25 protein-coding genes are annotated in these 21,600 nt (G+C 44.3%); 10 read left to right on the top strand and 15 right to left on the bottom strand.

Annotated elements, in window-relative coordinates; genetic code table 11:
• Position 1: 1 nt before the first annotated feature.
• Positions 2-1,054, bottom strand: coding sequence for a uroporphyrinogen decarboxylase (gene hemE, locus V5G21_RS17050; RefSeq protein WP_011246382.1), 1,053 nt, complete (start codon positions 1,052-1,054; stop codon positions 2-4).
• Positions 1,055-1,333: 279 nt separating this feature from the next.
• Positions 1,334-3,481, bottom strand: a complete 2,148-nt coding sequence (locus V5G21_RS17045; protein ID WP_035204489.1) for a transglycosylase domain-containing protein — start codon at positions 3,479-3,481, stop codon at positions 1,334-1,336.
• A 298-nt stretch (positions 3,482-3,779) separates the two neighbouring features.
• Between V5G21_RS17045 and V5G21_RS17040 the strand changes: the two genes are divergently transcribed.
• Positions 3,780-4,505 (top strand): cytochrome c biogenesis CcdA family protein, encoded by a 726-nt coding sequence (locus tag V5G21_RS17040; RefSeq protein ID WP_011246380.1) that lies wholly within the window; start codon positions 3,780-3,782, stop codon positions 4,503-4,505.
• Positions 4,506-4,654: 149 nt separating this feature from the next.
• Here V5G21_RS17040 and V5G21_RS17035 read toward each other — a convergent pair whose 3' ends face one another.
• From V5G21_RS17035 to V5G21_RS17025, 3 genes are read right to left on the bottom strand one after another with little or no spacing between them, the layout of a single operon-like run.
• Positions 4,655-5,365 carry an EcsC family protein gene (locus tag V5G21_RS17035; RefSeq protein WP_095326886.1) on the bottom strand — a complete coding sequence of 237 codons (711 nt, stop codon included), beginning with the start codon at positions 5,363-5,365 and terminating at the stop codon, positions 4,655-4,657.
• A gap of 25 nt (positions 5,366-5,390) precedes the next feature.
• On the bottom strand, positions 5,391-6,617 hold the full coding sequence (locus V5G21_RS17030; RefSeq protein WP_011246378.1) for an ABC transporter permease: 1,227 nt from the start codon (positions 6,615-6,617) through the stop codon (positions 5,391-5,393).
• Entirely contained in the window at positions 6,610-7,347 is a 738-nt protein-coding gene (locus tag V5G21_RS17025) for an ABC transporter ATP-binding protein (protein ID WP_011246377.1), read from the bottom strand. The genes V5G21_RS17030 and V5G21_RS17025 overlap by 8 nt, the downstream gene beginning before the upstream one ends.
• A gap of 171 nt (positions 7,348-7,518) precedes the next feature.
• Here V5G21_RS17025 and V5G21_RS17020 point away from each other — a divergent pair, with 171 nt between their 5' ends.
• The 4 genes from V5G21_RS17020 (at position 7,519) to V5G21_RS17005 (ending at position 10,386) form a co-directional block, all read left to right on the top strand.
• Positions 7,519-7,944, top strand: a complete 426-nt coding sequence (locus tag V5G21_RS17020) for an HIT family protein (RefSeq protein ID WP_011246376.1) — start codon at positions 7,519-7,521, stop codon at positions 7,942-7,944.
• A gap of 284 nt (positions 7,945-8,228) precedes the next feature.
• On the top strand, positions 8,229-9,323 hold the full coding sequence (serC, locus tag V5G21_RS17015) for a 3-phosphoserine/phosphohydroxythreonine transaminase (RefSeq protein ID WP_011246375.1): 1,095 nt from the start codon (positions 8,229-8,231) through the stop codon (positions 9,321-9,323).
• A complete protein-coding gene (locus tag V5G21_RS17010; RefSeq protein WP_011246374.1) occupies positions 9,320-9,676 on the top strand; it encodes a YtxH domain-containing protein in 357 nt (118 codons plus the stop codon). Before serC ends, V5G21_RS17010 begins: the two co-directional genes overlap by 4 nt.
• Before the next feature lie 119 nt (positions 9,677-9,795).
• A complete protein-coding gene (locus V5G21_RS17005) occupies positions 9,796-10,386 on the top strand; it encodes an HTH-type transcriptional regulator Hpr (RefSeq protein ID WP_035204480.1) in 591 nt (196 codons plus the stop codon).
• 15 nt (positions 10,387-10,401) lie between these two features.
• Here the strand turns inward: V5G21_RS17005 and V5G21_RS17000 are convergent, their stop codons facing one another.
• Together V5G21_RS17000 and V5G21_RS16995 are read right to left on the bottom strand one after the other, a co-directional pair.
• Positions 10,402-11,019 carry a YpmS family protein gene (locus tag V5G21_RS17000; protein ID WP_011246372.1) on the bottom strand — a complete coding sequence of 206 codons (618 nt, stop codon included), beginning with the start codon at positions 11,017-11,019 and terminating at the stop codon, positions 10,402-10,404.
• 133 nt (positions 11,020-11,152) lie between these two features.
• A complete protein-coding gene (locus V5G21_RS16995) occupies positions 11,153-11,254 on the bottom strand; it encodes a YjcZ family sporulation protein (protein ID WP_035204477.1) in 102 nt (33 codons plus the stop codon).
• Positions 11,255-11,614: 360 nt separating this feature from the next.
• Between V5G21_RS16995 and V5G21_RS16990 the strand changes: the two genes are divergently transcribed.
• Positions 11,615-12,652 carry a peptidylprolyl isomerase gene (locus V5G21_RS16990; RefSeq protein ID WP_011246371.1) on the top strand — a complete coding sequence of 346 codons (1,038 nt, stop codon included), beginning with the start codon at positions 11,615-11,617 and terminating at the stop codon, positions 12,650-12,652.
• 41 nt (positions 12,653-12,693) lie between these two features.
• Here the strand turns inward: V5G21_RS16990 and V5G21_RS16985 are convergent, their stop codons facing one another.
• The 5 genes from V5G21_RS16985 to V5G21_RS16965 all read right to left on the bottom strand — a co-directional run bounded on the left by V5G21_RS16985 (position 12,694) and on the right by V5G21_RS16965 (position 16,892).
• Positions 12,694-12,972 carry a sporulation YhaL family protein gene (locus V5G21_RS16985; protein WP_070104799.1) on the bottom strand — a complete coding sequence of 93 codons (279 nt, stop codon included), beginning with the start codon at positions 12,970-12,972 and terminating at the stop codon, positions 12,694-12,696.
• Between the two features lie 222 nt (positions 12,973-13,194).
• Positions 13,195-14,154, bottom strand: a complete 960-nt coding sequence (yhaM, locus tag V5G21_RS16980) for a 3'-5' exoribonuclease YhaM (RefSeq protein ID WP_011246369.1) — start codon at positions 14,152-14,154, stop codon at positions 13,195-13,197.
• A 90-nt stretch (positions 14,155-14,244) separates the two neighbouring features.
• A complete protein-coding gene (locus V5G21_RS16975; protein WP_338464974.1) occupies positions 14,245-15,648 on the bottom strand; it encodes a HAMP domain-containing sensor histidine kinase in 1,404 nt (467 codons plus the stop codon).
• Positions 15,645-16,325: a response regulator transcription factor gene (locus V5G21_RS16970; RefSeq protein WP_011246367.1), complete on the bottom strand. Its 681-nt coding sequence runs from the start codon at positions 16,323-16,325 to the stop codon at positions 15,645-15,647. The genes V5G21_RS16975 and V5G21_RS16970 overlap by 4 nt, the downstream gene beginning before the upstream one ends.
• A gap of 246 nt (positions 16,326-16,571) precedes the next feature.
• Positions 16,572-16,892 carry a hypothetical protein gene (locus V5G21_RS16965; protein WP_011246366.1) on the bottom strand — a complete coding sequence of 107 codons (321 nt, stop codon included), beginning with the start codon at positions 16,890-16,892 and terminating at the stop codon, positions 16,572-16,574.
• Between the two features lie 111 nt (positions 16,893-17,003).
• On the opposite strand from V5G21_RS16965, the gene V5G21_RS16960 reads away from it, so the two are divergent.
• Positions 17,004-17,183 (top strand): YhzD family protein, encoded by a 180-nt coding sequence (locus V5G21_RS16960; RefSeq protein ID WP_011246365.1) that lies wholly within the window; start codon positions 17,004-17,006, stop codon positions 17,181-17,183.
• 147 nt (positions 17,184-17,330) lie between these two features.
• On the opposite strand, the gene V5G21_RS16955 is transcribed toward V5G21_RS16960, so the two are convergent.
• The 3 genes from V5G21_RS16955 to V5G21_RS16945 form a co-directional block, all read right to left on the bottom strand.
• Complete coding sequence (locus V5G21_RS16955) at positions 17,331-18,182, bottom strand: HAD-IIB family hydrolase (protein ID WP_035204474.1); 852 nt, start codon at positions 18,180-18,182, stop codon at positions 17,331-17,333.
• Positions 18,183-18,336: 154 nt separating this feature from the next.
• Positions 18,337-18,693 carry a YlbF family regulator gene (locus tag V5G21_RS16950; protein WP_011246363.1) on the bottom strand — a complete coding sequence of 119 codons (357 nt, stop codon included), beginning with the start codon at positions 18,691-18,693 and terminating at the stop codon, positions 18,337-18,339.
• Positions 18,694-18,767: 74 nt separating this feature from the next.
• Complete coding sequence (locus V5G21_RS16945) at positions 18,768-19,913, bottom strand: DUF445 domain-containing protein (RefSeq protein WP_338464972.1); 1,146 nt, start codon at positions 19,911-19,913, stop codon at positions 18,768-18,770.
• A 152-nt stretch (positions 19,914-20,065) separates the two neighbouring features.
• On the opposite strand from V5G21_RS16945, the gene V5G21_RS16940 reads away from it, so the two are divergent.
• The 3 genes from V5G21_RS16940 to V5G21_RS16930 all read left to right on the top strand — a co-directional run bounded on the left by V5G21_RS16940 (position 20,066) and on the right by V5G21_RS16930 (position 21,503).
• Complete coding sequence (locus tag V5G21_RS16940) at positions 20,066-20,299, top strand: YheE family protein (RefSeq protein WP_338464971.1); 234 nt, start codon at positions 20,066-20,068, stop codon at positions 20,297-20,299.
• Between the two features lie 36 nt (positions 20,300-20,335).
• On the top strand, positions 20,336-20,497 hold the full coding sequence (locus tag V5G21_RS16935; RefSeq protein WP_011246360.1) for a hypothetical protein: 162 nt from the start codon (positions 20,336-20,338) through the stop codon (positions 20,495-20,497).
• A gap of 142 nt (positions 20,498-20,639) precedes the next feature.
• On the top strand, positions 20,640-21,503 hold the full coding sequence (locus V5G21_RS16930) for a PucR family transcriptional regulator (protein WP_338464970.1): 864 nt from the start codon (positions 20,640-20,642) through the stop codon (positions 21,501-21,503).
• Positions 21,504-21,600: the final 97 nt, after the last annotated feature.

Here is a 21,600-nt window from a genome sequence, read left to right as displayed (position 1 = left end):
CCTATCCTTTCTGTTGTTTTTTTTCTGATGAGTACTCGTGAACAAACGCAGTGAGTCGTCTCAATGTTTCAGGTTTCACTTCTGGAAAGACGCCTTGTCCAAGATTAAAAATAAACCGATTTGACTCCATGCCTTCATCTAGAATAGCTTTGGCTTCCGCCTCAATTACAGGCCATGGCGCAAGCAAAAGGGAAGGGTCCATATTGCCTTGCAATGTTTTGTTAATGCCAAGGCGTCTCGCTTCCGAAACAGTCGTACGCCAATCAATGCCTATCACATCAACTGGCATGTCTTTCCATTCGGACAATAAATGAGGGGTTCCGACTCCATGTAAAATGAGCGGTACACCCTCTGTCTGAACTTCAGCCAGAATTCGCACCATCACCGGTTTAATCAATCGTTTATAATCAGCAACGCTCACGGCGCCAATCCAGGAATCAAACAACTGAATTGCTTGGGCACCAGCTTGTATCTGTGCTTTTATGTAGTCGATTGTCATCTTCGCAAGCTTGTCCATTAGACGCTGCCATGCTTCCGGTTCTGCATGCATAAATGCTTTTGTTTTATGGTAATTCCGAGAAGGCCCGCCTTCAATCATATAGCTAGCAAGCGTAAACGGTGCACCGGCAAAGCTAATCAATGGCACGTCAAGCTGTGTGCGCAACAGCTTAATCGTATCAAGGACATGTTTCACATCATGTTCAGGATCAATTTCCCCTAAGCGCTCAACATCACTGAGGCCGTGGATTGGATTGTCAATCACTGGTCCAATTCCAGACTTTATGTCCACTTCAACGCCGATAAAAGGAAGCGGTGTCATTATGTCTTTGTACAAAATAGCCGCATCATTGTTGTATTGGTCAACTGGCAGCTTTGTCACATACGCGCAAAGCTCCGGATCATGGGTAATATCGAATAACGAATGCGTTTCTTTAATTTTCCGGTATTCAGGTTGCGACCTTCCTGCCTGCCTCATATACCACACAGGCACATGGCCATGTTTTTCCCCTTTGCACGCTTTCAAGAACGTGTCATTAAATGTTTTGGTGTTCATCTTTTCCACCTTTCATGCATCTGGCGTGACAAATCGTTTTCCATTTTACGCGAAACCTATTTAAAATTCGATTAATCTGCCTATACTCGATCTCTTCCTCTACTACTATAATAACCTCACTGCTTTTTGTATACACCTATAGGACGATTGTCACGAAATTGAGCTATTCTAAAAAAAGCCGTGATCTTACGGCTCAAATGAATGTTGCTTTCGTTCATTCCCTAGTTTTATGAGATTTGCCCCATCTATAAAAACAAAGAAGCCGCTACAGGAGCGGCTTTAGAATGAAAATGAAAACGAAGGTTCGAGCGCTTCAGAAGCAGCCCCTTCGGTATCCGTTTCTAGGTCATAGGTGACCACTTGGTATTTCGGCAAAGAGAATGGATTCATTTTTCCAATCGTAAAATGAGGTTCTGTTAATTTGGAAGCAACTTGTTTCTTGGAATCACCGTCGACTTCATACACATTAAAGGCAATACGCTCATCTTCAACCGCGTCCCATTCTAACTGAACACTTATTAAACCTTTGCCGCCAATCGTGTATTGGGCCGTGAAACCTTCAATCTTTTCCATTGCTAGCGGAGAAGCTAAATCAGCAGTACCTTCAGGCTGTTCGAACGCCGTTGCCTGCAATGAAGCAGGAAAGGAGTTGACCATTTCTTTGAACAACCGTGTCGGATAGCCACTTCCCCCGGCGAAGTATTGGCTTTCGTTTGTTTGGTCATACCCCATCCAAACGGCACCAACCACTTTTGGCGTATAGCCAACAAACCACACATCGCTGTTTGCCCCGGCAACTGCCTCGTATCCTTGCGTTCCTGTTTTACCCGCAACCGCAGACGTAGTTGCAGGTCCACTTGCACCTGTGCCAGCAGCCATGACATTTTCCAGCATTCTTGTCATCGACCATGCTGTTTGGGCACTAATGACTTGTGTTTCAACAGGCTTAGCACCGCCGATACGTTTGTCATTGCTGTCATAGATGTCTCTAATCACATGAGGTTCAATAATTTGTCCTTCATGGGCAAATGCTCGGTAAGCACGTACCATCTCATAAGGAGTTACCCCTTCTCGCAAGCCTCCGAGTGCCAAGGAGAGCTGCCTATCAGGCAAGTGAAAGCCGAACTTTTTGAGCGTTGACACAGACTCCTGAATGCCGATTTCATTTAAAAGCCATACTGCTGGAGCGTTGGAGGATGTGGTCAGTGCTTCATACATCGTCATTTCGCCACTATATTCGCCATTTACATTTTTAGGTGTATAGCCGTCATCGTACTGAAGCAATTCATCGCGCAGCAACGAATAAGGCTGATATATGCCACTTTCTAATGCCGGAGCAAACACCGCTAACGGCTTAAATGTTGAAGCAGGCGCCCGCTTTACATTCACGCGGTTTAAGCCGCGCCGCACATAATCACGGCCCCCTTGGACAGCGAGAATGCCGCCTGTTTCTGAGTCCATAAACATCATAGCGCTTTGGGCGTCTTTGTTTTCTTCTGGGAAGAAACGATCGTTTTGCAGCGCCTCATATGTTTTCTTTTGCAACTCCAAATTCATTGGAACCACAATCCGGTACCCGCCAGTTAGCAGCTCTTCGTGGCTAATGTTGAATCGCTCACTCGCTTCATCCATGACCATATCAATGTACGTATACAACGACTCATCCACCGTTTGCTCTTGTCTGTCGGTTTCCAGCGGTTGGCTCTGCGCTTCCTCAGCTTCCTCAGTGCTTAAATACCCTTGTTGCGCCATCACCTTTAGCACTAAATCACGTCTCTCTTTGTTGCGCTCCGGTTCATCAATTGGCGAAAATGCGCTTGGTGCATTCACGACAGCTACAAGGGAGGCTCCTTCATAAATGGTTAATTCTGAAGCTGGCTTGTTAAAATACAAATGGGCAGCTGCTTCAATCCCATAAGCGCCGTGGCCAAAATAAACTTGATTTAAGTACTTTTCCAATATCTCGCTTTTGCTGTAACGCCGCTCTAAATTCATCGCGATAAGCACTTCATTTGTTTTCCGTAGCCATGCTTTTTCGTTGGAGAGAAACAAATTTTTAGCAAGTTGCTGTGTAAGGGTGCTGCCCCCCTCTACTTTGGCACCTGCTAGAATATCACGGTAAAGGGCACGGCCAATCGCTTTAAAATCAATGCCCTGGTGTTCATAAAAGCGGGAATCTTCCATTGCGACAAATGCTTGTTGAACAAGTTCAGGGACTTGTTCAATTGGAATCACTTCACGATTTTCCATATATAAGTTCGTGATGACGTTGCCGTCGGTATCAACGATTACACTTGAATTATTCATCATTAGCTTTTCTTCATCGATTTGGTACGTGCCCGCCAATATGGCGACGGCAAAGATTAAAAAGGAAAGCACCATCATTGCTGCTACGATGCCAGCCGCTAGTGCGAGTTTTTTGACCATCCGATGACCCCCTTTAGGCCACTGGCATTTGCTTGACCTTTAGCACAAGCACGTAAACGTTGCTTGCCAATGCTTCAATTATCATACCGGAAAATACAAAAGCGCGCACAGTCATTCGTGTTTTTACAACTTATTTCGCAATTATCCACGCAAACTTCATAACTTCCCCCTATTACGCTTGTTTTCATTGAGCCCATTCGTGATTTTTTGACAAAACCCTTCGCGCTTCTTCCTAAGCATGTTACACTTGAGCTAGCATATTATATGGATAGACGAGTTTAAGGCAAGAAGGAGTGTCATGTTCATAATGGAAGTCACTGTAAGCGTTGCATTTCTAGCAGGACTCGTTTCTTTTTTTTCACCCTGCATATTCCCGTTGCTGCCTGCCTATTTATCTCAATTGACTGGATCAGCGGTTTCTGCCGGTGCGGTTTCTGCCCCCCGCCGTGTCATCCTATCGCGAAGCCTTGGCTTTATCGCTGGATTTACTATTGTCTTTATGTTGTTCGGCCTAACAAGCACGGCAATCGGCCAATTGTTTATGGGCAACCGTTTTTTGCTTGAGCGAATCGGTGGCATTATTATTATTTTATTCGGGTTGCAAATGGCCGGGCTTTTGTCAATCCGTGCTTTGTTTACAGACAAACGCTTGCAGGCAAAACCAAAGTCGGCGGCAAGCTTTTCAAAATCGCTGTTGCTAGGATTCTTATTTGCAGCAGGATGGACGCCTTGCGTTGGTTTGGTTCTGTCAGCGATTTTGGCACTTGCTTCGACAACAGGCAAGCTCTGGGACGGCACATTCCTGTTGTTTGTTTATTCAGCAGGGCTTGGCATTCCTTTTTTGTTGATTGCCCTTCTTTGGTCCCGCTCCTTACATAAAATGAAGCGACTGAACAAGTATTTGCCAACGATCCAGAAAGTGAGCGGATACATGATGATTGTCCTCGGCCTTCTGTTGTTTACTGGCCAATTTTCCGCCCTTGCTGCTATTATGTCCCGTTATACCCCGTCATGGCTCGGGTAACACCATACCATATAAGGGGCAAAGCCGACAAAATCACTCAGACTGATAGAAAACGCTTGACAAGCGAGACGAACAACGAAGAATCGAGCGTTTGACTACAACCGAAAGGGAGCGCCACGTGGCGCTCCCTTTGTTGTTTCACCGTATCGTTATTGCGTATTTAAGCGATTGAGCCAGCGCATGCGATAGACGTTCATTGCTGTTTCTTCTAGCTTTTCGAGCAATGTATGGTTGACTGCTCCACCAACAACAGCCCCGAATCCAGGAATAAGCTGAAACATTTTTGGCACATCGATATAATCGCGATAGCGCAACTGCAGTGCTTGCCAATCAGTCGCTAGGAGACGTTGTTCTAAATGGTCGCTTATCGCCTCCAACAATTCGGCTCTATCGTCGCCAGACGAATAAGCGAGTTGAAAAATGAGCAAAATCAGTTGACGTTCCGACTCTTCCTTAGGCGAATATCCATATGCCGCGGCCGTTGCAAACAGTGCTTTAAATTTAATGGAAAGCAATAATGGAAAATCACTTAAGCCTAAAAGCACGCCCCCCGCTCCAGTGCCAATCCCTTCAAAAACAGCAGTTCTCCGGTATAGTTGGAAAAGGCGACGCACTTCGTCGTCGCACTCTTTTAACGTCATTGGTTTTTCCTCAGGCTCTTTTGTCACGAACGTATTCCCTGCAAGCACAGCTTCAATCGTTTTTTGGACGCAAATCGTTGCTGTCTGGTGGTAAACCCCGGGAAGCCTGTCGTTGATTTTATTTTGCCATTCCTTTGTTTTAGATGAAAGACGTGATGGCCGCTTTTTCATTTTACGCTGCCAGCGCCTTAGCTCCTCTTCCACTTCTTTTTCATACATGAAATCACTCCTTATTTCATGTATATTACCGAATACGCCGGTATTTTCCTCTTTTGCGATGAATGAGCGTCTGGCTGCCGTAAAATGCCAATACACCAGTAGCAACAAGTGTAAGCAAGCCGAAAATGACTGAAGTAGAGACCAAGACAATGAGGGCAAATACAAGCACAAGCACGGCCAACAATCGCAATACTAACTGCGACATAGCCGTTTTTTGCTCCCCTGGCCGAATCGGGTACAAATCGACCCACGTACTTGTAGCATGATGAAAAGACAACGTCGAAAGCTGCATCATCGTCATATGGGTAAACAAGAAAGCAACCCCAACTTGCATCCAGCCCGAAGGAAGAATGTAAAGGATAAGGGAACCTACTAGCAATAAACGGACATACGTTCCAAGATAATCATTGGCACGAATAAACGACCGGGCATATAAGTACTGGTAAACAGCACGCTTGTCGCCGCCAAGCAGAGGAATTGCCCATTGCATATAGGTCCTTGCCCGTACTTTTTTCCGAAGTTGAGGCACATCTGTAAAGGCATTGGCAATCCGGTAAAAAAACAAAACCATTCCGCTTTCGATTTCAATTAAACGATCCCATTTTAGTACATGCTTTGTTTTGAGCATCCGGAAATAAAAGACGTACAATAACGCCATCAACAAAAGCAATGCAAGCGTGAGCCAGTAAGGCGCTTGATCAAACAGCAAGTACGCAACAGCCGTGTTCAACAATAGCCTTAAAACGATATGCGAAGCTCGTTCTCCTCTGGATGTTAGACGTTGTTCATACCACACCGCTAACATATTCCATGCTTTGACTGCTAGCAGCAAGACAAGCGTTACCCAAAAAACAGTTCCGCTTCCGCCTCTTGCTGTAAACATTGGCCCGCTTGCCATAAACAACAACACAATATAGCTTGATTGCCAAGCAATCGAATAAGCAATGGAACGGGCAAAATAAGGACGAAGCCGCTCTTCATACGGCAACAAAAAGACAATATCGGCGGGCTTGACAAACGTGCGGATATGGCCAGCTGTCAGCCTCCAGGCAAATAGTACGGTAAGCAGCTCTGCTACAGGAAAATCGGCCGGCATTGTTTCAATAAATTGCTGGTAGTAGACCGTTAAAAACAAAAACAAAAAGAAAACCGAACCGACAAAGCCGCTGTTTAAAATTAGCTTTAAATAGCCTTGCGCTTCCCTCCAGTAGTTGTGGCAGCGGTCTGCCCACAATGATTTGCCGTCAATCATGGCGCTCTTCCTTCGTCATTTCAATATAAATGTCATCAAGCGTTGCGTCTGGTTTGCCGATTGCCTCGCGCATGTCGGCAAGCGTACCAGCCAAAACAACTTGTCCTTGGTGTAAAATGACAAAGCGGTCGCAATAGCGTTCTGCTGTAGCAAGAATATGGGTAGACATTAACACAGCAGCGCCCCTGTCCTTCATTTTCGAAATCCAATTTAAAAACGATGTAATCCCTACCGGATCAAGACCCACAATGGGCTCATCGACAACATAAAGAGACGGCTCTGTCAAAAAAGCGCTCATAATCATCACTTTTTGGCGCATTCCTTTTGAAAAATGGTTCGGATACCATTTTTTCATTTTCGCCATATTAAATTCGTTTAACAGCCTTTCAGCCCTTTCTTCAAAAACGCTGTCATCGATTCCATAAGCGACACTCGTTAAACGCAAGTGCTCCCACAATGTTAACTCATCATACAGGAGCGGCGTTTCAGGTATGTAGGCAAAAGAGCGTCTATATGTGTCGGCATCATCGGCAAAAGCAAGTCCATTTATTCTCACGTCCCCACTCATCGGGTCCATTAATCCTAAGACATGTTTGATGGTGGTGCTTTTCCCAGCACCATTTAACCCGATCAAGCCGACAATTTCTTGCTTGTTTACAGTAAAAGACACATCATGCAAAACCGGTTTTTTTGGCGAATAACCGCCGGTCAAATGTTCAATTGTCAGCACGTCCTAATCACTCCTTGAAGTAAGTGTAGCAAATTTTTTTACATCGCGCACTTTCTATGGACAGCCATACCCCTTTCCACACCGTCGTCCTGTATTCCTTTATTGAAAAGGCGTTGCTTCTCCTTTTTATTGCAGGTAAACTGGCTGTATATTAAATGATGAGGTGATAGTATGTCCGGTAATTGCGTATTTTGTAAAATTGTCCAAGGAGAAATTCCTGCCGTCAAACTCTATGAAGATGACGAGATTGTTGCCTTTTTTGACATTTCGCAAGTGACAAAAGGACACGCATTAGTTATCCCTAAAGCACACCATGCCGATATTTTTAGCCTGCCTGAGAAAACAGCAGCAACGTTGTTTGCGGCAGTGCCAAAGCTGGCTTCAGCCTTAAAAGCAGAGTTCGCTCCTGCCGGGATGAACATCTTAAATAACAATGGCGAGGCTGCCGGGCAAACCGTCTTTCATTACCATCTCCATCTCCTCCCCCGGTATGGCGAGACAGGTTTATATGGCTCATTATGGAAAGAAGCTACTGTAGGAACACCGGATATGGAATCATTGCAAGCGTCCGCTGAAAAGATAAAAATGAATTTTTAAATGAAGAGTCTTAAAAGGTGTCAGGCTGTAGACAAACGCGCCAACCGTCGTGTTCGACAAGCGTTTTCGAACAGCCTGATTGACTTTGTCGACAGCCGATCACGTTCGAAAAAACGGTGCAGCAACATACGCTATAAAACTAAGCTTTTAAAGCTTGGCTTGGTGGGAGAAAGTCATTTTTTCATAAAACTTTTTTGGAAAAATGCACATGATGACGCCAAACTGTGGTATGATTCTGATAATAACACACTTTAAAGCAATAAAGATACTAGGAGTGGTCAGCCTTGAACGATGTGCATAACTTTAACGCAGGCCCTGCAGCTCTTCCAAAACAAGCTTTAGAAAGAGCGCAAAAAGAACTGGTCAATTTTGACGGGACAGGCATGTCGGTCATGGAACTGAGCCACCGCGGCGACACGTATGACCGCATCCATACTCATGCGATTAAGAAAATAAGGAAATTGTTGGATGTTCCTGATGACTATCACATCCTGTTTTTGCAAGGGGGCGCCAGCTTACAATTCCCAATGGTGCCGATGAATTTTCTTGATTCGCAAGCAACTTATATACTGACAGGAGCATGGTCAGAAAAAGCGCTCGCAGAAGCCAAACATTTCGGCAAAACAGTCATTGGCGCATCGGGAAAAGACGGCAATTATAAACAAATTCCTGCTTTAAACCAGATTAGCGAACATGCACAAGATTCGTATGTCCACATGACATCAAATAATACGATATATGGAACCCAGTGGCATGCCTTTCCCAATACGAAAGCGCCACTCGTGTGTGATATGTCAAGCGACATCTTCTCGCGCCGCATCCCCGTAAACCAATTTGGCCTAATTTATGCCGGAGCCCAAAAAAACTTAGGCCCTTCAGGGGTAACGCTAGTATTGATCCAAGATGCGTTTTTGCAGCGAGCTAAAAGCGGCCTTCCTGCAATGTTGTCTTATGATACGTTTGTTAAATCAAATTCCCTTTACAATACACCGCCTGTGTTTTCGATTTATATGCTCGGTCTAGTCCTCGACTGGCTAGAAGAATCTGGTGGTTTAACAGAAATCGAAAACAGGAATAAAGCAAAAGCGCAACTTTTATATGAGGCGATAGATGAAAGCGACGGTTTTTACATTGGCCACGCCGCCCAAGATTCACGCTCAAACATGAACGTCACGTTTACATTAGCAAATGATGCGTTGACTTCTGTGTTCTTACAGGAAGCGAAAGAAGCAGGGTTTGTCGGTCTTAATGGTCACCGTTCAGTTGGAGGGCTAAGGGCTTCCATTTATAATGCTGTTCCTTACGCCTCTTGTGAAGCGCTTGTTGATTTTATGAAACAATTTAAAAATAAACATGCCGAGAAAGGAGCCACCGTATGAAAAAATGTTCCTTGGTAGCCGGAATCGCTGTAGGCTTTGTCTCTGCTGGTCTTGCTACTTTGTTGTCAGCTCCACGCAGTGGCGGGGAAACGCGGGCATGTTTGCAACAAACATACAACTCTAGCAAAGATTGTCTTCAAACCATTTCCTTGCAAGCGAAACAAGTCGCCAGCCACACGGCAACAGTCGTCGATTTAGCTAAATCTGTCGGTAAACAAACTGCTTCCGAACTTAGCCAATCGATTGAGCAATGGAAGACAGAAACGAAACCGGCAACCGAAGCATTACAACGCCACATCAATGAAGCGCAAGCATCCATTAGCCAGTTAAACAAAGACAAATCCCGTGCCTAAACATGCGTTTAAGCACGGGGATGCTTTTTTCCTGAAAATTGGCTCTTTATTTATTGTCGATTTTTCGGCATAATATAAGAAAATATATAAAGATAACATTTGTTTAACAAGTTTTCGGAATGGAGGAGATGGATTTGAACCACCCATTAAAAGAATCGATTGTCTTTAGCCATAAAATGGCGTTGTTAAGCAAAGCCCTCTGGAAATCTGTTGAAAAAGATTGGCAAGCATGGATTAAACCATTCCACCTTAATTTAAACGAACACCATATTCTTTGGATTGCCTATCAGCTTAATGGCGCCACTATTTCAGACATCGCTTCACACGGTGTTATGCATGTCTCCACCGCCTTTAATTTTTCAAAAAAACTTGAAGCAAGGGGATTGCTTTCATTTTCAAAGAAAAAAGACGACAAACGGAATACGTACATTTGTCTAACAGACTCTGGCCGACAACTGTTCCTTGAGACGATGAGAGCCTTTAATGAGCATACGTACCATGTCTACCAAGGAGCGGTGCCGATGAAAGAACTTTATGGGAAATTTCCGGAATTCTCTGAGCTTATTTGTATTGTCCGCCATATTTATGGCACGGAGTTTATTGAGCAGTTTGATGCCTGTCTAACTGATTTCCAAAATGATGTTGAAGAAAAAGACGGCCATTTAAAACTGGCTTCTGCCAACCTCTTCCCCTTGCAACCTGCAAAATAAAAAAACGGCGGATAATTAATTATCCGCCGTACTATTAGAGCGCACCAAACCTAACTCGATTTCATCATGAGCTAAATCAACTTTGTTGAACCGCAAGCCATATGGCAATGTCTCTTTTATTTCGCTTGGATGTAACAGCACACTTTCTTCTGAAGGGTAAATTGTTACCCACTCAGGCAAATCAGCGAGTTGGGAAAAAATCCGTAATGCATAGGCTGGAGAAATTTGAAGCGCACCTGCGTTTAAATGTTCAGCTTTTAATAAAAGCGACCCATCCTCACGCACTTCAGGCGCAAATCTCATCGATAAATCAACGTCTCCAATGAAAACATTTACTTCTCCTGTCAAATAAACACCGTCTTCCGCTAAGTGAAAAGCAAACGGCACGTCTTCTCCAGACTTTGTCAAATCTGCTAGCAGCATATTCATTTGGTCACGGTTAAGCTGAATGGACAACATGTCGCCGCTTGTCCCCTGTTGTTCAGTTGCCGGCAAACGCGCCTCCTCAGAGCCTGCGAATAAATAGATGAAAAACACAATAATGGCCGTTGTTAGCAATACAAACAGGCTAGCCGCAACAAAAAAGCCGACTTTGTAGAATCGGTCTGTCTGCGTCACTCTTTTTTGCTGCATCCCCTACACACCTTTCATTAGCTTGTCCACAAGAAAAAGCATCTGTTTACCGTTATACCCTTTTTTACCCGTTTTGAATAGTCCCTTTTTCATGGAAAAGCCATCCGGGGGAGAGCCGGATGGCATGAGCGGACTAGCAAATCCAAGATGCACCAATAATAACTAGCAAAATGAAAAGCACAACAATTAAGGCGAATCCGCCGTGGTACCCGTATCCTCCGCCTGCATAACTCATGTACATTTCCTCCTTTGATAATTTCACAAGATATTTGATAAAAGCATATTAGAGGGATGCCGCCTGATTGGGGCCAAGCGCACTGTTTGACCTGTAATTTTTGAAAAACCATACGATAAATGGCGCAATTTCGCTTTTTGCTTGGCTTTCAAACAGCTCCTCTATGCTTTGTTACCATATCCTATGCAAAAACAAATTATGGGTACTGGGCAATTTGCCCAATTTCATTCCTTATCCGGCGATTGTTGGCAGCACGTATTTATGGTATAGTATGGTTTGTGAACCTTGATAAACTAGCTGTTTGCCTACGGACAAGCAGTTTGAAAAAGAAAATTCGTGATCACCGAGGAGTGTGCCTGAATGAAAAAGTTGGTATTAGCAGCAGTAGGTGCTGTCAGCTTAACCGTCTTTGCTGGTTGTAGCGATGACAGCGAAAACGCAGTAGTGGAAATTGATGGGGAAACAGCTCTCACAAAAGATGATCTATATGATTCTTTTAAAGAGACGCAGCAAGCCCAACAGCAGTTTGTCAACCAAATGAGTACAGCATTGCTAACACGTGCTAGTGAGGACATGGACATTAGCGATGATGAAATAAATGAAATGATCGAAGATTTAAAATCCGATTATAATGTGGAGTCTGATGAAGACTTAGTCAACTTCTTTACGAATTCCGGCTATCCGCTTGATAATATTGATCAATTAAAAGAAGAACTCATTGTGCCTGAAATCGCCATGAAGCAACTTAGCGCAGAAGGCGTAGACACATCAGACGAAACCCTTCAAACTTATTTTGAAGAAAACCAAGAACAATTTGAACAGATTACAGCGCGCCATATTCTTGTAGAAGATGAAGAAACAGCAAATGAAGTCAAAGACCGCTTAAACGATGGCGAAGACTTTGCTGAGTTGGCCGAAGAATATTCTACGGACACGCAATCGGCTGCCAACGGCGGCGACCTTGGTACCTTTGACCGAGAGCAAATGGTGCCTGAATTTTCAGAGGTTGCCTTCAGTTTGGACGTGAATGACATTAGTGATCCTGTCGAATCGCAGTTTGGCTTCCACATCATTGAAGTAACAGATAAACTCGATACTTTTGAAGACAACCGTGACTTTGTCTACGACCAAATCATCTCCGAGCAAGGGAAAGATTTTACTACTGTTTTAGGAGAGCTGATTGACAAATACAATGTGAAAATTAACGACGAGGAATTCGATGCCATTGTCACCCAGTACACAACGCCAATCGAAGAGCCTGCCGTTGAGGAAGAACCTGCTGACGGAGAGAACGGAGAAGAACCTGCTGACGAGGAAAACACAGAGGAAGATGAGTCTGCTGAAGATACAGAAGCAGATACCTCTAACGAAAACAACAGCGAAGATACTGAAGAATAATAAAGAAAGAGCAAGCAACAGCGCAATGCTGTCGCTTGCTCTTATTTCTGTTGTGCTTCCCTGCGAGCTTTGGCGGCCTCCAAGCGGGCCATGTAAACATTTCCCTCTTGCTCGATCCACTCCTGGTCAGCCTCGTTTTCTTCCTTCATTGTTTTTACCCACATATATCCGCTAAACAAAATGCCGATAATCAAACCATACATCCACCAGGGGCTGCTTGTTATGACTGATAGTAGTGAAGTTTGAGTCACAATGAAGACAATCGCTAAGACGGCAACAGCTCCCAGAGCAATGAACTGGCTTGTCTTTTTAGGTTTCATCGTATCGTCCATCCTTCCACATCCGTTTTGGCTTTCTAGTAAAACGTATGCATGGGAAAAATAGAATAGAACCGTAGAGAGGATCAAAGTCGACAAAACCATCGAGACTGATAGAAAACGCTTGTCTGCCGATGTCCCAATCCGTGTGAAACCGAGAATAGCGTTCATGAATGACGGGATTCCAAGCATGGGAACGAGGGTATTAGGTTTAACCGTTGGAACCTATAACTCTATTGGCTTTTTATGAAAGCTCGGTTTATAAAAACTGCGATTATCAAGAGCCATAACCCGTTCCGAAAACTCTCCTGGCTGTACCCGTTCAAGCGCCCGATCCATCATATTAATCTTCGCATCAATATTATCAATTAAATGGAGAACTTCCGCCTCCCTCACTACAGGGGTTTTTGGACTGCCCCATTCCCCTTTCCCATGGTGACTTAAAATAAGATGCTGAAGAATAAGAACCTCTTCCCCGTCAATTTCTAGCTCTTTGGCAGCTTGAGCAATTTCATTGGACATGATGGAAATATGGCCAAGAAGCTTTCCTTCTAACGTATAGGTAGTATCAATCGCGCCAGATAGCTCACGAACTTTGCCTAAATCGTGCAAAATGATGCCTGCGTAAAGCAAGTCTTTGTCAAGAGTTGGATAAAGCTCTATTAAGCTTTTGCCAATCCGTAGCATCGATACGACATGGAATGCCAAGCCGGACATAAACTCATGATGGTTTTTTGTAGCCGCTGGCGATTCTAAAAATGCCTGTTGGTGTTTTTTTAGGAGAAAGCGTGTAATCCGTTGGATATGGGGATTATGGATTTCAAAAATGTATTGATTGACTTCATCGAGCATATCATTTGGCGCCAAGGGAGCTGATCGGACAAAATCATTTAAGTGAACGCCATCCATCGCTGATGTTGGGCGGATGCTGGCAATTTTAAGCTGAAGCCGCCCCCGATAGTCAATCACGTCTCCTTGGATATGGACAATTGTTTTATTGACAAAGGTCGCTTCATCTTCTGGGGAAATCCCCCAAAGTTTAGCCTCAATTTCACCGGTATGGTCGCCAAGAATCAACGTCAAAAAAGGCTTTGAGTTGCTAGCGATTTGTTTTGTGGCGGTTTTAATTAATAAATAACCATCTACCGCTTCCCCCACTCGATGATGTCTAATGCCTTTTGCCATCGTCTCACCTCTTAAGCTTCTAATCTTCCTTTCAGTATAGCATACGATTCGCTTTAAAGGGGTTGAAAACAAAAAGAGCGCACCCATAGGCTAGCGCTCTTTTTTGTCAGCTTTTGCTTCTTTTCGCCGTTCTTTCCGCTTTGGTTCAATAGGCTTAGGCTTGATTGTCTTCGGCAACGTTATGGTGAATCGGACGCCATCATCGATATTTTCCACTCGTGCACTCCCCCGATGAAGCTCCGCTATTTGCTTGACGATTGCCAGCCCGAGTCCAAATTTGCCTTTATTGCCTTTATAAAAAGGGTTAAATAGCTTAGTCAAATCAGCGTCAATCGGTTCTCCTTCATTTTCGACAATGAGATAACAGTTCCTCTCATCTTGTTCAGCGCGAATATACAAGCGATGCTTCGCATAACGCAACCCGTTTTCAACGAGGTTTTCCAACAACACTTCGCATTGTTCAATGTCAGCTTCGACAATGACTTCTGCCCCTTCAACGGAAATGGTTACATCATCGCGCTGGTAGCGGAACCGTTCTTCAATCTGGTATGCTAGATTTCCGAACGGGAATGGCCCAACGTTAAGCTGATCTTTCTTCATTTGGTCGAGCTTTGTGTAATAGAGCATGTCAATTACGCGGCGTTCCATCCGGTTTGCCTCTTCCGTGATGACGTCCATCGTTTGCTCCAAATTTTCTTTTGGCAAAATCCCGTCTTTCACAGACTGGGAGTAGCTTTTAATGACCATAATTGGCGTTTTGAGCTCGTGGGATGCATGTTGGATGAATGTCTTTTGCGCTCGGTCATAGCTATTTAAGTTTTGCCGCATCCGTTCAAATTGGTAAGATAGGCGTTCGAAATCCTTATCTCCCTCCCACCGCAATGGTTCTTGCCAATTACGGTTGGCAATTTGCTCAAGATGGTTCTCAAGCACGGCAAGAGGCTGGCGCAAATAATGCTTTAGCCAAATCGCCGGGAACAAACTTAAGGCACTTGCTAACAACAATAAGTATAGCAGCCGCTCCCATAAACGGTTTACCATCTCGTCACGGTATGTGTCCCACATATACGTGACAAGGAATTGACTGTCCGAGATTTTGGTGATTACATAAAATAGCGTTTGTTCATCAATTGTGGTTTCATAACGGCCATGCTGTCCCTTTTGTTCTAAAGCATTCTGGACTATTTCATTATTCACTTCGTAAGGGGGAACTAACCGTGGGTCAATATAGCTTACACCAGCTTCAGATAAACGAAATGAATAAGAAACCGTTGAACGTTGCTCCCTGGCCTGGTAAAACCCTGGCTGGAACGGAAAGTAGTCATTCTCCCCAGAAAGAAGCTGCCTAACATCGTTTTCAATTAAACGGTACGTTTCCTCGGTAAGCGTTCCTCTGATCGAAAGTGGGTAAACAATGGTAATCGAAAGGACAACAAGCACAATTAACGAAACGAATGCTAGCCATATTCGTTTCGTCAAGTTGATTTTAATCATGAAGACAAAATGCGGTATCCGTAACCATAGAGCGTTTCTAAGTGGATACGCGGCATTTTTTTACGGACGCGGCGGACTACATCGTCCACTGCCCGTTCTGAACCAAAATAATTTTCGCCCCAAACATGCTCAATGATTTTTTCCCGAGAAAACGCCTTGCCAATATCAGCAGACAACAGCAACATTAAATCCATTTCTTTTGTCGTTAAATCAACCGTGTCATTATTGGCCTCTAGATCGACAATCGTGCGGCCGATTGGGTCAATGCTGTAGTTGTTCAGCTCAATTTTTTGCGATTCTGCTGACGACGTACCGTAAACACGATTAAGCAGCTTTTTTACACGGATAATCAGTTCCTGTGGCAAAAACGGCTTTGCCAAATAATCATCGCTGCCCATCTCAAGACCAAGCACACGATCTAAGTCTTGGTCACGTGCAGAAATGAAAATAACTGGCGTGTCTTCTTGCTCTTTAATAGCTTTCAAAACTTGGTAGCCGTCGGTCCCAGGCAACATAATATCCAATACCCACAAATGCGGTTTATCCGGGACCGCCTCAATAGCAGCATTGCCGTCGAGAAAAACGGTGACGTTCCATCCTTCCTTTTGCAAATAAGCCTTTAATACCTCTGATAAATTCGCTTCATCTTCTACTAGGTAAATATTATATGTTTCCATCTGCAATCCTCCTAACAGCTCCAGTCAATTTCATCTACAATTGTGTCTAAAAGCTTGTCCTCTTTAGGTTTTCACTTTCAGTTACCTGCCCATAAACAGGAAATCCCTAACCATTTATCGACACCTTCAAGTGGTATAGCTTTATTTTACATAATTTCGTTTTAAATCGCGAACTTTCCGCTGAATTTACGTAATCTTCCTCACTCTCAAGAAATATGTAAAGGCATGCCCTTAGCTGGAGCATGCCTATAACAGAGCAATAGCAGCAAGGGCTGCAAGCGGTAGCACCCAGCGACGCCAGCCAAATGGCCTGACACCAAAGCCGTAAGGCGGGTAGCCATAGTATGGATAGCTATACGGATAGCGCATTTCCATTGCGCTAGAAAATCCTTCTAATTGGGACAAGCGTATTGGTTTTTCATTCTCGTCAACTGGATAAAGGACATGGGCATTCTCATTGTCAACATATTCAATAATGGCTTCAAGTTCGACGCCGTCATGTGCCGTCAATTTGACGGGATAATTGGTGTACCGCTGGCATAATGACTTAATTGTTTCTACTGACATCCACTATTCCCCCTTTGCCGATATTGTATTCAGTCATGAAAAATAGGTGAATGCACACTTTTTTTCATGCTATACTAATGGAAACGCTATCAAACAAAAGGAGGCGAACCAATGGTTTACTATTTGACTGCTTTTCAAAAAGACAGTTCAGAAGTGTTAAATGAACGGTTTGAAGCAGCAACGGACGATGAAGCGATCCGAACAGCCACATTACGGTTAAAAGAAGCGCAGGCGGAAAAGCTCACCCATCGGTTGACGAGAAGCGGCAAGCTGCTGTTATTCTGCCGATAGAAAATACCGCCCTTTTCTTAAAAGAGCGGCTACGGAATGTTGCCCTATTCCAGACAGTGAAGATGCGAATCGATGAGCATCTGCGCAAAAAATAACAATGCCTGTTGAGCGATTTCTATCGTCTGTACCCTACGACAGAGATGGACCCTAATCCACTTGTAGCCGTAGTTGCTTTCGGAACAGTTCATGGACCATAAAGGCAAAGCCGTCTTGGTCAACATTCCGTGTGACCCAGGAGGCTTTTTCTTTTAGTTTTCCACTGGCATTGCCCATCGCTACCCCGAGGCCTGCCATTTCTATCATGTCAATATCCTCCTCACCAATGCCAATCGCTACAACATCTTCCATCTCCATGCCTCGCTGTTTCGTAAGCCATTGCAATGCCCGTGCTTTTCCAGCACCAGCACCAACAAATATGCACTCTTTCCTGTTTATGCGGCTCATTTCAATGCTTTGGATCTCTTTCTGTAACACTTCGCAAATATGGTCCAAGTCTGTACTGTTTTCACATTTTACGGAGATATTAAGCGGCCCGCTCCCTTCTTTCAGAACTTGCTCATAAAGGGAATCTACATAAGTGGTCGGGTACATTAACTGTTCACCAGGAGAACTGAATGACATTCGTGCAAGCAAGTTTTGTTTTTGCAAGGGCCGAGTCGCCACAGCGTGGTCGCCATATAATAGGCGGGCATCACAGTCGAAACGTTCAAGGATATGGCAGAAATCTAGTGTTGTATCCATTTCGAGCTGGCGATTAAACCATTCATTTCTATCTGTATCTGCCACAAGCGCTCCTCCATGAGCGATTACCATGCCATCAAGCTTTAATGCTTTTGCAGCCTTTTGTGCCCGTGAAAAAGGCTGTGATGTCGTCAGGACAACTGTGATCCCTTTATACTTTAAATAATTGATCGCCTCTTTCGTCCTCCTGCTTATCTTCGAATCTTTGCCAAAAATGGCTCCATCAATATTGACCGCCAGCAGTTTATAGGCCTTCACATCCATTCCCCCTTCAATTCTCTTGATGTACTGTGAACTTGCCTCATTCTGTACTAGTATTATGATGACGAGGAAAAAAGTAGAACTGGCTGTTTGCCGCTTGCGGACCGGCCATAAAAAAACGACCTGCCTTGTTCGGCAGATCGTAAAAAACTTATTGCTCTTGTGGCGGTTCGCCATAAATGCGCTCAAGTGGCTCGGTAATGATTTTGTTCAAGTCTGTAATAATCACACTTAACCGTTGCTCCGCATCCATCAATTTTGAAATCAATTCATGCTGGGAAACGAGTTCAAATTGCTGCTGTGCTTGTTGCGCTTCTTCCTCGCTAATTTGCACGCCTTGCATTTGCTTTTGCTGCAAATCGAGCTGAAGCTTCCGGAAATTTTCAAGCATTTTTTTAGCGATGTCGTCCGCATCAATTTGCCGATGCAAGTCGTAAAGCGACTTAAATTCTTGCGTTTCTGCTAACGCTTCTTTTAGCTCGTGCGCTTTATCATACGCATTGCTCATTCATTATCACTCCTAAAGGCTAGTCTCACCGACTATAACATGAAGTCGACCGTAAATCACGCCATATGGGCCAATTAATAGAAAAAATGTACGATAACGGCTTGAATGAGGCCGACGATTCCGCCAATCAAGCCGCCGAGAAGGGTAATCATATGCAATTCCCGTCTCGTAATGTTCATTATTAATTTTTCTAAATGCGCCATTGAGAACGAGGCTACTTGCTCTTCAATCACTTCCTCCAGACGGAGCTTGCTAAGGATATCGGCAATATGTTGTTCCATGTAAACCGTTACCATGCCGACAATGACAGGGACACCCCGTTCAACGAGTGGTTCTGCATATGGCGTTGTCCATGTACTTAAAGGCGCGTTATACCAATTTAAAACAGGTATCTTTCCTTCAAGCTCTTCTGCAGCTTTATCAACAAACTGATCGACATAGTTCTCTGCCTGAAAAGAAGCAAGCGGTCTGTTGAGCATACGGTGCCACTCCGTTTGAAGCAAGCTTTGTACCGTTTCCTTTGTCTGTTCATCATGAAGGAATTTTTTAATTTCAGGCAACACATATTCCGTCAACTTATCAGCAGAAAAAAACATGGATACCATGCTGCCGACTTTTCCTTTTGTCGTCAAAAACTGTCTCACCATTGCACCAATCCGCTGCTCGCCTTCTTCACTGTCAATATAAGCTGTTGCCCGTTTTAACAACAAGGCTGACGCCTCTGGAAGCCAGTCCGTTAAACGATCCTGCAATTCTTGTGGGACGACGCTTTTAATAGACACTTCCTTGTTTTTTTGTAAATAGCGTTTGAGGCGGTCCTTCAGCCATGATTTGGATTGGACGACAAGCTGTTCACGGCCAATATCTGCTTGAAACAGCGACTTTAAAATCGACTCAACGGTTCGTTCGCTCCTAAGCCAGTTCGCAAGCTGTTTTTTTAGCCAATTGGTTAGTTCAGCTGCAAAAGCGGTACTGCCAAATTTTTTGCCGAGCCCCTCAGCTGTAAGCAAATGATTGGCGACAATATTGCCAAGCTGGACGGCAAGTTCTTTTTGTCGCCGAGGCAGTAAGCCAGGTGTAAAGGGAAGTTGCCATTTGCCAATTGAGTATGCCCGATGAGGGCGGAATAACATGCGGATTGCAAGGGCGTTTGTCGCCGCACCTACAATAGCGCCGACGACGGCGAGTAAAAGTACTAACCATATCCAGTGCACAGTCATATGCCTGCTTTCTAAAGCCAGCAGGCTTCCTCCTTTTTCCAGGAATGCGGACCTAAATCCATTGTTCTATTATAGCTGATTTTTTTTGATCATGAAATGCCACCTATGGTACACTCTATGTAAGCCCTTACATAAAAATGGAGGTGTTTTCTGTGCTTGTCCATTTCCAATACAAGCCTCTTTCTGTCCACGGCCGTAAACAAAAATGGAGTTTTTCTTGCTATTTTGAAGGGCGCTTTGTCGCTGGCACGTACCACTATGACGGCTCAATTTTGTGGCAAAACGCCCCTCATGACATAAATAAACAGTTGCAATTAGAAAAATCGATCCATGATTTAATGCTTTACCATGTGTATGAAGCAGAACAGCATATTAAATCATTTTGACTCTTTTGGTGCATGTTAATACCAGGAGGGATGATGATGCCAAACAAAGAAAAACGGGACTCTGAGGCGCGGGCAAAATTTGAACTGGACGTCGACCGATATGTGAATGAAGGTTTACATGGAGGAACCGTTAACCCCCGCTCAGGCGGACGGATTGAAGAAGATGTTCCCCAAGAAAAACAAAGCAAGCGCTCTTAGTTTTTTATAGCCCAACAAACACAAACCGCAGCCAGCAGCGCTGGCGGTAAGGGAAGAGACGTTTAGAAGCGTGAAAAGAAGCCTCCGAAAGGCTTCTTTTTTGTTATACTAGCCTAAAAAGACCTGGAAAGGTACGTGAACGATGATCACTGAACTAAAAATACAATTTGCCCATGCCTTATGGAAACCAGGGGACAACCTGTCGGATCGTTGGGCGCTGCAATCAGAAAACCGTGATACGGTTTCTTTTAACCGCCAAAAGCTAACAGACAGAGAGCAGCTATTGTTGTCTTTGCTTTTAAGTGAACCTCTGTCTCCTCCTGCTCCACAAACAAAAGAAGAAAACGCATGGCACGCTTATTTGTTCGGCGACGGGCAACAGCCGCCAACAGAAGAAACCATTTGCGCTGTTCATTTTCAATTGGAAAAGCCTCTTGAAGACTTTGCCGCTTTTCGTGAAGCGGTTCTTAATACATTTCCTCCATATACTTGTTTCGTATGGCAAAACAGCATGTCCGGCATGTTGTTGTTCCCTTCGGCCGCAGAGGATGTTGATTTAGATGCAGTTGTCGAATTGATTGAAACAGACTTTTACATCGGGATCTCGTTCATGGTCGGCACACCAGTGGAAGGACCAAAAGCAAAGGCGGCATGGCGATTTGAAAGCGAGTTGTTTGCTTGCTGTAAAGACGATCAAACCAAAAAGAAGCGCCACGTATTGCAAGCAGCGGAAGCTGGTTTAGCTTACTTACTAAAGCAAACCCCTTCGCTCGAGCTCGAAAAGCTGCGCGCTCATTTTCTTCCTCAGGAAATTGTTGACGACAAAGAGCTGGTAAGGACGGTACGCGTATACTTACTGGAAAATATGAATAGCACAAAAGCGGCTAAAACCCTCCATTTGCACCGCAATAGCTTGCAATACAGAATCGACAAGTTTGTTGCCGTCACTGGAATTGATATACGCACTTTTCCAAATGCCGCCTTTGTTGCTTTGCTGCTTCCATAACCCGCGGCATGCTGCACAGGTTGACCGTTATTTTTTGTGCACTTTTTCCATAGCGCCATCATTATGAAAGGGGTTACAATACAAACAATAACTAAGG

Origin of the sequence: Shouchella rhizosphaerae (genome assembly GCF_036700015.1) — a bacterium.
GTDB lineage: Bacteria > Bacillota > Bacilli > Bacillales > Bacillaceae_D > Shouchella > Shouchella rhizosphaerae.
This window is presented reverse-complemented; position numbering and strand designations above follow the sequence as displayed.